Raw genomic sequence first — 13379 nt, 5'->3', positions numbered from 1 at the left:
TAAGCCCTTGACCCTGACAGCTCAATCATTGACCGCCGGTCTTTCAAGGCTACGGACGTGGTGGATGTTTTGGAGGGCATCATTGCCGAAAACGGAATCCAACCGACGTTCGTGCGGTGCGATAACGGGCCTGAATTCACTGCCGGCGTGCTGGTGGATTGGTGCAACAATGTTGGGGTGCGCACTGCGTTTATCGATCCAGGTTCGCCCTGGCAGAACGGTTTTATTGAGTCGTTTAATGCGCAGTTCCGGCGTGAACAGCTCTCTGGGGAAATCACGGATACCGTGGTGGAGGCAAAGTATGCGGCCGATGAATGGAAGGACATTTACAATCAGGAACGTCCCCCATGGTTCCTTGGATGGAATGACGCCGTCCCGGTTATGGGATGAATGGGTTAGAGAGAATCAGTGAGCTATCGCATAGATGCTGGACCGCTCAAAGGGACCCAACCAGTCTCAAGTCGGAGATGTTCCATGGAGAGCACTTTAGGGATCTTGGAGAGCCCAAAGTGGAAATTGAAGCGTACATCGATTGGTGCAACACGAATCGGCGCCATAACCTTGTAGCCTGAGCAGGGACTATTATTTAGCTAGTCCAACTTTCGGGACCCAGTTCACTGCGCAAGGCAGTCTTCCGGGGGTATGCAAATCCGTACAATTAGTCCGGGTAGTCGAACTGATACTGACTAAGCCTGTCAGGGTCGAGTCAGTACCTCCGGGGCGGAATTCGAGTGCATACCCGCCGGCCATGGTGGTGAGTCGCCGTATTCAAAGACCAGCAGCCGAAATCATGGAATAGGTCTCGTCCAAAAGTGACAGTTTAGGACTTTGAGATGGATTAGTGCTGGTGCAAGTCGTGGCGAGTAGAGTCTCGTTGCAGCTATCGACAAGAGTAAAGGCAGGTATCTGAGCAATACTCGGATACCTGCCTTTACCAGTGTGGTTATTCGCCGATGTAGAACAGTCGCTTGTTCACGAATTCATCCATACCCAGTGGTCCAAGCTCACGGCCGAAACCCGAGCGCTTCACACCACCGAAAGGCATTTCTGCACCCTCGGCACTTGGAGTGTTGACGTTGGTCATGCCGGTCTGCAGCTTCTGGGCTACCTTCGAGGCACGCTCCACGTCGGTGGAGTGCACCGAACCGCCAAGACCGTAGATGGTGTCGTTAGCCAAGTCTGCAGCTTCTTCATCGCTGGTCACCTTGTAGACCACTGCTACAGGGCCGAACAGCTCTTCGTAGTAGGCGCGCATGTCCTTGGTGATGCCGGTCAGCACAGCAGGGGAGTAGTAAGCCGAAGGGCCATCGTGCAATACGCCACCGGCGTGCAGGGTTGCACCCTTGGATACTGCATCCTGAACCTGCTCGTGCAGGGACTCTGCTGCCTTGCGGGAAGAAAGTGGTGCGAAGGTTCCTTCTGCTTCTTCCATTGGGTCACCCGGCTTCAAGCCATCGGCACGCTTGGTCAGCTCTGATACGAACTCGTCATAGATGTCTTCCATGACAATCATTCGCTTGTTCGAGTTACATGCCTGACCGGTGTTATCGATGCGGTAGCCCCACGCGGTATCAACGATTGCCGGAACATCATCCGAGTCGAGAACGACGAATGGATCCGAGCCACCTAACTCCAGTACAGCCTTCTTCAGATTGCGGCCAGCCTGCTCACCAATGATGGCGCCAGCGCGTTCGGAACCAGTCAAGGAAACACCCTGGATGCGGGTATCAGCGATGATGGTGGAAATCTGGTCATGGGTAGCGAAGACGTTGTTGTAAGCGCCTGCTGGGACGCCAGCTTCATCCATGATTTCCTGAATAGCCAAGGCCGAACGTGGGCAAGACTCAGCGTGCTTCAAGATGATGGTATTGCCCAGCATCAAGTTAGGTGCTGCGAAGCGAGCAACCTGGTACAGCGGGAAGTTCCAAGGCATGATGCCAAGCAATGGACCAACTGGGCGCTTCTGCACGACAGCCTTGCCACCGGAGAAGGACTTGATTTCCTGATCCGCAGCTAAGGTAGGGCCCTCGCTTGCGAAGTATTCAAAGATTTCCTGGCAGTACTGCGCTTCGCCTACTGCTTCAGAAACGGGCTTACCCATTTCCGTGGTCATGATCTTGCCAAGTTCATCCGCACGTTCGGTGAAGAGTGCTCCGACTTTGGAAACAATCTTTGCGCGTTCGTTGATGTCTACGTCCTGCCATGCCTCGTAGGCAGACTGGGCGGCAGCTAGTGCCTGCTCAACTTGCTCGTCGGTTGCTGAAGCGAATTCTTCGACAACCTCGCCGGTAGCAGGGTTCAAAACCTTATAAGTTGTGGCGCTCATCAATGCTCCTCTCGTTAATGCAGATTGGTCAGCGTAAGCCTGTAACTTGACGCTATCGGACTTCACTCGATAAATGAATGTAATTCACTTCATTCCGCGTCTACTCTGAGCTTATCCTCAGATTCGTGTTTGAGCCACTATGAAGAAGCAAATTTTGAACGGTGGGAAATAACGTGCTTATTGACCACCAAGAAAGGGCCGTGGTCTGCCCAGGGAACCTAGGAAACCGCGGCCGCAGACTGATCCTCTTGGTCAGCGGCGAGAGGGGTACTAGCTGATAGCTGAGGCACGCCACCAGTCGATGCCCGCATCACCCTGAGCGATCTCTGCGATGCTGGAAAGTTCAGCTTGCGTGAACTCCAGATTCTTCAGAGCACCCAAGTTCTCATCGAGCTGCTTAGTTGAAGAAGCGCCAATGAGCACCGACGTTGCAGCGCCATCGCGCAACAACCAAGCCAGAGACATCTGTGCTAGTGACTGCTCGCGCTGCTGTGCAATCTCGTTCAAGCGACGCACCTTGGTGAGGTTTTCTTCGGTGAGCTGGCTTTCCAAAGAACGCCGGCCACCTTGACGCTCAACATCGGTGGTGGACAGATACTTATCGGTCAGCAGACCTTGTGCCAACGGAGTGAACGCAATCGCACCCATATTCTCCTTCTGCAAAGTCTGCAGCAGGCCATGCTCAACCCAAGGATTGAGAATGTTGTATGAAGGCTGGTGGATGACGAGTGGCGTGCCCAAGTCATCGGCAATTGCCTTGGCTTCAGCGGTACGTTCTGCAGAGTATGAGGAAATGCCGACATAGGTGGCCTTGCCCTGGCGGACCAAGGTATCCAGAGCGCCGATGGTTTCCTCTATGGGAGTGTCTGGATCAAAACGGTGCGAGTAGAAGATGTCAACGTAGTCCAAACCCATCTTCTCCAAGGAGGCCTCGCACGACGCGAGCAGATACTTACGCGAACCGAAAGTACCGTAAGGACCTGGCCACATGTTGTAGCCAGCCTTGGATGAGATCAGTAGTTCGTTGCGGTAGGCCTTGAAGTCCTTGCGCATCATGCGCCCGAAGTTCTCTTCTGCCGAGCCAGCTGGAGGCCCATAGTTATTGGCTAGATCAAAGTGGTTGATTCCGTGGTCAAAGGCATGACGGAGAATTTCGCGCTGGGAATCAAAAGGACGGTTATCACCGAAATTCCACCACAGCCCTAACGACAATGGTGGAAGGCGTAAACCGGACTCACCCACACGGCGGTAACCGAAATGCTCATACCTGTCGGCTGCAGCTGTGTAAGGGCGGTGCAATTCGTTGACGGCCGGGATTCGCTCGTATTCCACGAGACACCTTTCTGCCAGCGTCGATGCTGACGGGGTGGATGACGGAGGGTCTTCCATTTCAGAATATGGCAAGCGACCTGAGTCGCACGATACCTGCCGGTAAATCTGCTAAATGCGTAACGCGCATGCTGGTGGGCAGACGAGCCCAGGTAGGCGCAGCTTAAATAGAAGAACCGATCCAGCAGGCCAAGGAGGTAACGCCTGTGTGGATCGGTTCTTCTAAGTCACTCGCACCTTAAGAAGGTAATCACCACACTAGGAGCCGAGTCTTGAAACAAGCTGAGTGCTAAGTGTGTGCTCACTGCAAGATGCATAGTGATTAGTAATTTGAAGGTGGGTCAGAAGCCGGGAAGGATTCGTCTTCCCATTCTTCGACAAGCGCTTCATCGTGCTCGTCATGACGTTTCTTTTCTTCGTCAGCTGCGAGCTGTTGCTCGTCGGTTAGTTTCTCGCTCATAGTATTCCCCCTTTTTCTACTTGGATGGTCTGCCGTGATCGGTGGCCTTGGCCTGTTCACGTACTGTCAGTCTTCACCTAATGCACGGCATTGTCGATAGCTTGTACGGAACTCGGATTTCGCCATCCTCGCTTCGAAGGGATTTAATCAAAGACATGCCAATGATCAATAATCCTGTCGACGGTTCAGATATCTTCTTTGATGATGATGGTGCAGGCGGAGAGCCAATTCTCTTCTTACATGGCTCTGCTTTGTCTCGCTCTATCTGGCGGGGACTGGGGTACACCAAAGCTCTGGGCGAAGATCATCGAACTATCCGCATGGACCTGCGTGGACATGGGAAATCTTCCAAGTCTCATGACGTTGCTGATTACACGATGGACAAGGTCATCAGCGACATCCAAGCAGTACTTCAACATCTCAACGTTGATCGAGTACATGTTGTTGGCTATTCATTTGGTGCGCGTACCGGAATGCACCTGGCCATGACCCACCCTGAACAAGTTATCTCATTGATCATGCTTGGTGGCACTTTCGAAATTACCGAAGGGGAGATCGGCAAACTCTTCTTCCCCGGATACCTTGAAACCCTGCGTCGCGGAGATATCGAAGGATTTGTTACTGGCCAAGAAACCAACGGCAAGCTGGATCCTGCCACAAGGCTGGCGTTTAGATCCAATGATCCGCTGGCCCTCGCTGCATATTATGAAGCAGCCGAAACAGTACAAAATGTTGAGCTGAGCGAACTGGCCAAAATTAGGATTCCCACGCTGTTGCTGATTGGCACTCGGGATCAACCCCGCTTTGACCAAAACAAAATCATGGCCCGCACGTTGCCCAATGCGCGCATGGTGGCCCTGCCCGGGCGCACCCATGGCGGAACCTTGTTCCCGATTGACCCGATCATCTCTGCCATTCGATCCTTCTGGTCCGGACGAAGCGTATGAGCGATGGTGGCTTTGATCTTGAACGGATCTCAACGGGTCTGGCCTTTGGCCCGAGCCGCAATGAGCTGTTTGATGCCCTAGCAAACAATCCTTCTGGACCACTAGTCATTCAAGCACCGCCGGGCTCTGGTAAAACCACCATTGTTCCGCCAACGGTAGCCAATGCACTAGATCAGGCAGGGTTGAACGGAAAGATAATCGTCACCCAGCCTCGCCGTGTGGCAGCTCGTGCAGCGGCTCGACGCTTAGCGCAGTTGGACGGAACCGCTCTGGGTGAGCGGGTGGGCTTTGCCGTACGTGGAGAACGAAAAAGTTCGGCCAACACCCGCGTTGAATTTGTGACCGCCGGCTTGATGCTGCGCAGGTTGCTGGCGGATCCAGATCTGGCCGGCGTCAGCGCGGTCATTATCGATGAAGTCCACGAACGCTCGATTGATACCGACCTTCTTTTGGCGATGGTGAATCAAGTCAGTCAATTGCGTGATGACCTCTCACTGATTCTGATGAGCGCCACCTTGCATGCCCAAGAACTTGCACAGTTTCTAACCCGTGAGGCTGCGGCTCCGGTGCTCAGCGCGCGCACCGCACAGTATGAGGTCGCCGAAAGCTTTGATAGCTTTTCATCGGCTCGAACCAATGAGTTTGGGCTCAAGGACGAATACCTTCGACATGTGGCCAGCGTGAGCCTTCAGCACTCCGCCGCCATGAATGCAGACAGTGATGAACCGGTTGACACCTTGGTTTTCCTTCCCGGCGTGCGCGAAGTAGAACGTGTCTGCGCTCAAATTTCGGCCAGTGGCGTCACCGCCCTGGCCCTGCACTCGCAAATATCCTCGGCGCAACAGGACTCGATACTCAATGTTCCAGAGTCGGGCAGTGCACCACGAATTATCGTCGCCACGTCCATTGCTGAATCCTCGTTGACCGTCCCTAGAGTTCATCTTGTGATTGATGCGGGTTATGCCCGCGAACCGCGCCGGGATAACGCCAGAGGAATGTCAGGGCTCGTGACCGTGGTGGCCAGCCGTGCCGCCGCAACGCAGCGTGCTGGCCGGGCTGGACGACTTGGCCCTGGACGTGTTGTGCGAACCTTGGATCCAAAGTCATTTGCTGCGGCCGCAGAATTCTCCACCCCGGAAATTCGAACTGGTGATCTGGTATCAGCGGGGCTGGCAATGGCCGTCTGGGGAACACCGCGAGGTGAGGGACTAGACCTTTGGGAAGCGCCACCAGCATCCACCATGGCTAGTGACGAGCAGGTGCTCAAGAGCCTTGGTGCCGTGGATGATTCTGGGTACATCACCGCCCAAGGTGAGCAGATGGCCAAGATTCCCACGGACCCACGAACTGCTCGCGCACTGCTCGACGGTGCACAAATCTACGGGTCCCGAGCAGCTTCTGAAGCTGTGGCTCTCTTGGCGAGCTCTGAGCGAATCGCCAGCGCGGATCTACACGAGTTGGAATCGGCAGTACGGCGCAGTTCGCATCCTGGGAACCGTGCCTGGAAGCAAGAAGCCGAGCGACTTGAACGACTGCTAGAACAGCACACCGGCGCTTCCTTAGCTAAGCAGCAACTGGCTGGCACAGAGCGCGATGCGCTGGCCGGTGTCAGCGCTTTGGCCTACCCACAATGGGTGGCGCGTAAGGTCAGCCACGATGAATATCTATTGGCATCAGGCACTCGTGCCACGTTGCCGAGAAATAGCCCGTTGGCCCATGAAGAGTACGTGGCTGTAGTCGAGGTTGCCCGTGCTGGGTCTAAAGCAATGATCCGACGTGCCGTCGGTATTGAGCTGCAGACAGCCATGGAGCTTCTTCCGCAGCTACACAAGAGCGTTGAAACTGCCGAATTTATCGATGGGAAGATTAGCGCACGAAAGATAGAAAACTTTGGCGCCATCGAGTTAGCTTCCCATCCGATCAAAGCCACTGAAGAGCTCGGTATGAAAGCTGTTGAGTCAGCAATTCAAGACCAAGGGATGGCCTTCTTCGGTGAACATGAAAACTTTGATGCTCTGCGTCGGCGAATGGCTGTGGCCTACCGTTTGCTCGGCGAACCCTTTGTTGCCGTGGATAATCAATCGCTAAGTAATGATGCACAGAACTGGTTGCAACCTGTTCTGCGTCAGGTAGCCAACGGAAAGAACGTGGCCAAGGTTGATCTGTACTCTGCACTGCGCAACTTGCTGCCCTGGGAGCACGCTCACGACTTTGATTCCTTAGTACCGCAACGTCTAGAAGTTCCATCAGGATCAAAGATTGTTGTTACCTATCCACCGGTAGGGGACAGTGGCCCGGCGGTGGTCGCGGTGAAATTGCAAGAGTGCTTTGGACTGGATAAATCCCCGCGTTTAGTTAGGGACAAGCTCCCGGTACAGTTCCATCTACTCTCGCCGGGCGGTTTTCCGCTGGCAGTGACGGAAGACCTCGTGAGCTTCTTTAACGGTCCTTACGCGCAGGTTCGTTCCGAGATGCGTGGGCGTTATCCGAAGCATCCATGGCCGGAGAATCCGTGGGAGCATGTGGCTACGGCCAAGACAAAAAATAGATTAAATCGTCAGTAGCGATGGACAAAACGTTGGAGACCAGTTCAATGTGAACTGGTCTCCAACGTACTGACTACGTGTGTGCTTTAGTCTTAGGCGAAAGCTGAAATGCCAGTGATATCGCGTCCCATAATCAAGGCCTGAACGGTTTCAGTGCCTTCATAGGTATGGATTGCTTCAATATCGGCAAAGTGTCGCGCTACGCGGTTGCTGGTCAGAATACCGTTGCCGCCGAGCAAGTCGCGAGCGTTAGAAGCGATGGCACGAGCGGTACGGGTAGCGGTGTACTTGGCCAAAGAGGCCTGCGGGCCGGTGAGCTCGCCAGTGGTTTCTCGCTTAGTTGCCTGCATGACCAACACCTGAATGGACGCCAGCTCGGACTGCATGCGAGCCAAACGCTCCTGCACAATCTGGCTTGCGGCAAGCGGGCGGCCAAACTGCACGCGCTGCTTGGCGTAGTTCACTGCCGACTCATAGCAGGCAGTGGCATGTCCCACCGCGGACCAGGCAACGCCCAGACGAGTAGCGAACAGTACTCGTGAGGTATCCTTGAAGCTTGTTGCTTCCGGCAAGACATCTTCGTCGGGAACAAAGACGTTTTCCATGCGAATGTGTGCCTGCCAGATGGCACGCAGGGAGAGCTTATTAGCAATGGTCGTCGCGCTGTAGCCTTCGGCATCCTGACGGACAACAAAACCGCGGACCTTACCTTCATCATCGCGTGCCCACACGATGGAGACGCCACCAATCGAGCCGTTGCCGATCCATTTCTTTTCACCGCTGATCCGGTAGCCGCCCTCAACCTTGGTTGCTCGGGTTTCTAGCGACACCGAGTCAGAACCGTGGGTCGGTTCGGTCAGCGCAAATGCGCCGGGTAGCTCGCCGGCGAGCATTGGCAAACCATACTTCTGAATTTGTTCTGGGCTACCGCAGTACAGCACTGAGCGCACCGCAAGTCCACCCTGGACACCAACAATGGTGGCCACCGACCCATCGCCGCGGGCCATTTCCATGTTGACCAAACCGGCCGCCAGCGGACTCATTTTTTCGTGGGAGTCTAAGTTCAAGCCGTCACGAAGCAGATCCAGTTCGCCTAGCTTCTTGATCAGGTGCAGCGGGTACTCTGCCTTGTCCCAGTATTCATGAATGTCTGCCTTGACTTCATCCAAGATGAATTTACGTGCCTTAGCGCGCCAAGCGTTGTCAGCGGCATCCACATCAGCGAAGACTCCGGTGGGGTCAATGTTGACGTCATCTGCCCACAAATCGTAATCAGGCTCAACAACTCCGGTGGGAAATTCCATACCGGTTGACTGCTCTGTCATCTCAGGCGCTCCAAAATTGGCTAGAGGGAAAAGGTATCACCTCAAGCCTAGTGGAACTCGGTGTCATGTCAAGAAACTAGGTTTCAAAACGCGGGAGCTTTGTTAGCCTCGTTCTTTGAGCGCTGCCGAGACCGCTTGCAAGATGGACTGCTCGTCGGCGCCTGGATCCAACACTGATACAACAACGGTGGGGGCCGGCGAAGCTGTGACCGATTCGCTACCTTCAGAACCCAATAAGTCGGCAAAGCGCCCTAGGAACAACCGGACATCATGTGCCAGTTTGCCTCGGTCGGTACTGGTGGGGTCCTTGATCCAGCCGCGCAGGTGATCATTGTGAATTGCTACCAGCCCTGCGCTGACGCCCAAGCACAGAGCCTTTTCCGAGGCGGTGTTGGTCAACCCGCGTCGGGAGAGGAAGTCGTAAAAAGCGCGTTCGTAGCGATGGGTAGAAACCAGCTCTCGTTCACGCAACGAGGAAACAGAGGACAGCAGCTTATGGCGCAGCTGAGCTCCTTCTGGATTAACCGTGTACTGATCAAAAACTACATGGGCCGCATCAACAAGGGTCGAAATTGCGTCCACGGATGAGGCAGCCAGAGTTGTCTGAACGTGGGTGATGATCATTTCTTGGTCGGCAAATACCATGTTCTCTTTGGAGCCAAAACGGCGGAAGAAAGTAGAACGTGAGATCCCTGCGGCGGTTGCCAGCTCATCAACACTTGTGGCGTCAAAGCCTTGTGAAATTAGCAAATCAAGTGCGGCCGGAGGTACAGCGGAAGAAGCGATCATGATTTACGAATTTAGCACGAAACTTGTTTACAGAATCCTGAGAACAGACAAGCGCGCCGTCGAAATGATTGTGAACCACACCCGCCATGACTACGCTGAACAGTAACGCGTTCTTTTATGGAACGCTTTTTGTTCACAACGGAAAGAGAAGTGAGGGCCCATGGGAATCTCGATCGCAAACGCCGCACTACGATTGGTCAGTGGCGCATTCATTCTCAACAGCGGCATCAACAAGCTGCGCATTGATGAAGCTAGCGCAGCCGGTCTGCAGCAGATGGCCTCCAACGGTGTGCCTCAGCTAGCCGAACTAGAACCAAGTGTCTTTGGCAAGGTTGTTTCCATCTCGGAAATCTCACTGGGTAGCGCACTGTTGCTGCCACTGGTGCCATCACGTTTGGCGGGTCTAGGACTGGGTGCATTCTCTGCAGTTCTACTCTCCTCCTACCTACGTACCCCAGGTATGACCGAATCTGATGGCGTACGTCCAACTGCAGACGGCACCGCGTTGGCCAAGGACTTCTGGCTTGCAGGTATCGCAGCTGCATTGATCTTTGCTCGTAAGGGCGCCAAGAAGGTCAAGAAAGACAAATAGCATTGCGCCGTTGCTGACTCTCAAAGTTCACCAGCGGTAAGTTGAGCCTGAAGGCTGGCGTTGTTAGTGGTTAGATTTGGAACACAAGCTAAGAGGAGAACCAATGGGTTTCTTAGATGATGCAAAGAAGAAGCTGGGCGAAGCAGTCGAGAGCGCAAAAGAGTTCGCCGGTGAAGCCACCGAGAACATCAAAGACTTTGCTGCTGATGCTCAAGAGAAAATTGGCGAAAAGGTCGATGAGTTCAAGGGTGACAACACCGACGGCCCTTCGGACAAGGTCTAATTAGCACAGAGAAACGCCCTTGCGAATGACGATTGATCGTTAATCGCAAGGGCGTTTTTCGTGCCTACGGGCAGCAGGCCTTGAAGCTAGGCTTTCTTGCCAGGGCTGAGGAATGCTGCCACGATCACGGCGGCGACAGCGACAAATCCGGGTAGCAACAGTGCCTGACCCAGACCAACCGATGTTGCTTCCATCAGCGTTGCTGGATCTTTAGATCCGGCCTTTTCGATCTGTGCCTGGACACGAGAATCCATCATCACCGCGATCAATGCTGAACCCAGCACCGAACCGATCTGACGGGTGGTGTTGTAGATACCGGAGCCAGCTCCAGCATCGCGTGGAGTGAGGTCGCGGGTGGCAGCCAAGGAGAGCGACGGCCAAATCATTGCAGAGCCGACACCCTGAACGGCCGAAGGAATCAGCAACGTCCACAGCGGAATCGCGGCGTGCATCATGAACGCATAAACCACCGTGGCGCCACCAAAGAGTATGAAGCCCGGAACTGCGAGTTTGCGTGGGCTGAGCTTGTTGACCATCTTGCCCAAGCGTGGGGCGATGAAAATACCAACCACGGCCATAGGTGAAATCATCAGCGCAGACTCGGTAGGAGTCAGTCCACGAACGTTCTGCAAGAAGAAGACCATTGGCAAGCTCATGGTGGCGATAGTGACGCCCATGGCTGCGATGGCAACGTTGGCCAGCGAAAAGTTGCGGACCTTGAATAGACGCAGCGGAACCAGTGGCTCAGATTTGGTCTTGTTCTGCCACCACACAAAAACGGCCATCAGTAGGATGCCAGCAATGATTAGGTGCCATGAGGAAATTGGGCCAATGAATGGCTCCCAGTTCGAGGACTGGCCTTCCTGAATACCAAAGACTAGGCAGAACATCGCCACTGCCGAGAGCGCAACACCCAGCCAGTCAAAGGAGTGGGCCTGCGGGGCCAAACGCGGAACAAACTTGAAGACCATGACCAAGCTGACTACAGCAATAGGCAGGTTGATGAAGAAGATCCATTCCCAGCCCACGGAGTCAACTAATAGGCCGCCGGCGATAGGGCCGATCAGCGAGGCAATACCTGCTACGGCGCCCCACAGTCCCATGGCAGCACCGCGGTGCTGGTAAGGGAACAGACGGGTAATCATGGTCATCGCCTGGGGCGAGATCATCGCGGCACCCAAGCCCTGAACCGCGCGGGCTGCAACCAATGAGCCCAGCGAATCAGACAGGCCACACCACAGTGAAGCCAAGGAGAAGATGACCATACCGATGAGGTAGATATTGCGTGGTCCAAAGCGGTCGCCAAGGCGTCCAGTGACCAGTAGCGGCACTGCAAAGGTGAGCAGGTAGGCGCTGTTGACCCACAAGATGCTGGATATGTCAGCATCCAAAGAAGTCATGATGGAAGGCATCGCTGTGGAGACAATCGTGGTGTCCAACAGGATCATGAAGAAGCCGATGACTAATGCCCAGAGGGCACGCCACGCGGCTTTCTTATCAAAGTCAGTATTAGGGTTCGCAGTTTCAGGCACTGGTCAAGGTTAGTGCCTGATTGCCGACAAAGGAATCAATAGTTAGCCTATGAGGGCGAATCAGTCGAAACTCACATCACCTGAAATGCGAGTCTCCACATCGCCACTGACCCACACACCTTTTTCGGTGGCTTCGATATGCAAGATCGCGCCACGACCAACTCGGGTTCCCTGGCGTACGGTGTATCGCTGCGGAGCGTAACCGGACTGAGTCAGCCAAATGCCGAAGGCCGCGTTCAGTGAACCGGTGGCTGGATCTTCTGGCACCGCTTCTCCCGAGACAAAGGCGCGTACCTCGAAGTCGGCAGGCGGTTGCAGAACTACCGAGCCAAAGCGTTCTTCGGAACGTTCAAGGTCGGAGAAATCTAGGGGGCGAAGTTCTTCTCGGGTTCCAGAAACCCGGGGGAGTACTGAACCACGTGGCTGCCAGACGCCGTGAGAAACACTGGACGCCGTATAAGGTCCGATGACTCCAACTTCAAGCCCTTGCAGGGCTTCGTAGTCTGGTTCAATCCCCAGAACGATATCTGCATCGCGCAGAACGAGACCCGCAGGATGTGGACCGTTGACCAGCCACTGGTGGTCAACCACGTCGTCCTCGTGAAGGCCCAGGCCACTAATGGCCCATTGCAGGACATCAGGTTCCAAAGGGCCTGAACGAGTCAGTGGAGGAGCTAAGAAGGCCAGGCGACGTGAATGGCTGTCGGTGCTTTCGCGTTCTACGCGGACCGGAACCAATCCTGCTTCGCACTGTTGAATGAGATTTCCGCCCGGGCCGGGGACTCCGCCTGACTCTAACCAAGCATGCGCCGCACCCAAGGTGGGATGCCCGGCGAAGGGCAGCTCGGTACTCGGAGTGAAAATACGGATTGCGTAGTCGGCCTCTTCGGAAGTGGGCTCAACAAAAAATACCGTTTCGGCAAGGTTCAGCCACTGGGCGAAATGTTGCATCTGGTCATCAGTGAGTTGATCAGCGTCGAATACGACTCCTAGCCCATTGCCATTAAAAGCAGTGGGCGCGAAGACATCAACCTGCTGATAAGCAAATGTTCGGCTCATACTTAGCATGGTGGCACATTAATCCTCAGGTTGATCGGGTGTTACGCGCAGGGCCTAGCAAAACGTAATCAAGAGATCCATGCTTAGTCCTCATGCGGTATCCGGCACCGCCAGCACCAAATCCACAACGGGTACTGTGAGCAAAACCGCTGAAAAATAACGGCCTAGACAAGGATTCAACAAGTTTCTGC

Annotated in this window: 12 protein-coding genes and 1 pseudogene; 6 read left to right on the top strand and 7 right to left on the bottom strand. The window is 54.6% G+C overall.

The genetic code is table 11. The features are described 5' to 3' along the window. Positions 1-21 precede the first annotated feature (21 nt). Positions 22-412 (top strand): annotated as a pseudogene (locus AC1Z3F_RS10450) (integrase core domain-containing protein); the annotation flags it as partial. Beyond that, a complete protein-coding gene (locus AC1Z3F_RS10445; RefSeq protein WP_131089032.1) occupies positions 387-572 on the top strand; it encodes an IS3 family transposase in 186 nt (61 codons plus the stop codon). The pseudogene AC1Z3F_RS10450 and the gene AC1Z3F_RS10445, both read left to right, overlap by 26 nt. A gap of 371 nt (positions 573-943) precedes the next feature. Here AC1Z3F_RS10445 and AC1Z3F_RS10440 read toward each other — a convergent pair whose 3' ends face one another. The 3 genes from AC1Z3F_RS10440 to AC1Z3F_RS10430 all read right to left on the bottom strand — a co-directional run bounded on the left by AC1Z3F_RS10440 (position 944) and on the right by AC1Z3F_RS10430 (position 4115). Continuing rightward, complete coding sequence (locus tag AC1Z3F_RS10440) at positions 944-2326, bottom strand: NAD-dependent succinate-semialdehyde dehydrogenase (protein ID WP_262199436.1); 1383 nt, start codon at positions 2324-2326, stop codon at positions 944-946. Positions 2327-2596: 270 nt separating this feature from the next. Next, positions 2597-3658, bottom strand: a complete 1062-nt coding sequence (mgrA, locus tag AC1Z3F_RS10435; RefSeq protein ID WP_242632485.1) for an L-glyceraldehyde 3-phosphate reductase — start codon at positions 3656-3658, stop codon at positions 2597-2599. A 319-nt stretch (positions 3659-3977) separates the two neighbouring features. Further along, complete coding sequence (locus AC1Z3F_RS10430) at positions 3978-4115, bottom strand: hypothetical protein (RefSeq protein WP_165477297.1); 138 nt, start codon at positions 4113-4115, stop codon at positions 3978-3980. A 161-nt stretch (positions 4116-4276) separates the two neighbouring features. On the opposite strand from AC1Z3F_RS10430, the gene AC1Z3F_RS10425 reads away from it, so the two are divergent. Beyond that, positions 4277-5062 (top strand): alpha/beta fold hydrolase, encoded by a 786-nt coding sequence (locus tag AC1Z3F_RS10425; protein WP_131089823.1) that lies wholly within the window; start codon positions 4277-4279, stop codon positions 5060-5062. Next, a complete protein-coding gene (gene hrpB, locus AC1Z3F_RS10420) occupies positions 5059-7626 on the top strand; it encodes an ATP-dependent helicase HrpB (RefSeq protein ID WP_131089030.1) in 2568 nt (855 codons plus the stop codon). Before AC1Z3F_RS10425 ends, hrpB begins: the two co-directional genes overlap by 4 nt. Positions 7627-7700: 74 nt before the next feature. On the opposite strand, the gene AC1Z3F_RS10415 is transcribed toward hrpB, so the two are convergent. After that, positions 7701-8933 (bottom strand): acyl-CoA dehydrogenase family protein, encoded by a 1233-nt coding sequence (locus tag AC1Z3F_RS10415; protein ID WP_131089029.1) that lies wholly within the window; start codon positions 8931-8933, stop codon positions 7701-7703. A 102-nt stretch (positions 8934-9035) separates the two neighbouring features. Further along, positions 9036-9722 (bottom strand): TetR/AcrR family transcriptional regulator, encoded by a 687-nt coding sequence (locus AC1Z3F_RS10410; protein WP_131089028.1) that lies wholly within the window; start codon positions 9720-9722, stop codon positions 9036-9038. Positions 9723-9882: 160 nt separating this feature from the next. On the opposite strand from AC1Z3F_RS10410, the gene AC1Z3F_RS10405 reads away from it, so the two are divergent. After that, positions 9883-10314, top strand: coding sequence for a DoxX family membrane protein (locus AC1Z3F_RS10405; protein WP_131089027.1), 432 nt, complete (start codon positions 9883-9885; stop codon positions 10312-10314). 103 nt (positions 10315-10417) lie between these two features. Next, a complete protein-coding gene (locus AC1Z3F_RS10400; RefSeq protein ID WP_131089026.1) occupies positions 10418-10597 on the top strand; it encodes a CsbD family protein in 180 nt (59 codons plus the stop codon). Positions 10598-10683: 86 nt separating this feature from the next. On the opposite strand, the gene AC1Z3F_RS10395 is transcribed toward AC1Z3F_RS10400, so the two are convergent. Next, positions 10684-12129 carry a DHA2 family efflux MFS transporter permease subunit gene (locus AC1Z3F_RS10395; protein WP_131089025.1) on the bottom strand — a complete coding sequence of 482 codons (1446 nt, stop codon included), beginning with the start codon at positions 12127-12129 and terminating at the stop codon, positions 10684-10686. Between the two features lie 60 nt (positions 12130-12189). Next, positions 12190-13188: a PhzF family phenazine biosynthesis protein gene (locus AC1Z3F_RS10390; RefSeq protein WP_242632483.1), complete on the bottom strand. Its 999-nt coding sequence runs from the start codon at positions 13186-13188 to the stop codon at positions 12190-12192. Positions 13189-13379: the final 191 nt, after the last annotated feature.

The organism is Glutamicibacter sp. MOO4, from assembly GCF_056934395.1.
Note: the sequence above shows the minus strand (reverse complement) of the source record. Positions and strands in the feature narration are given on the sequence as shown.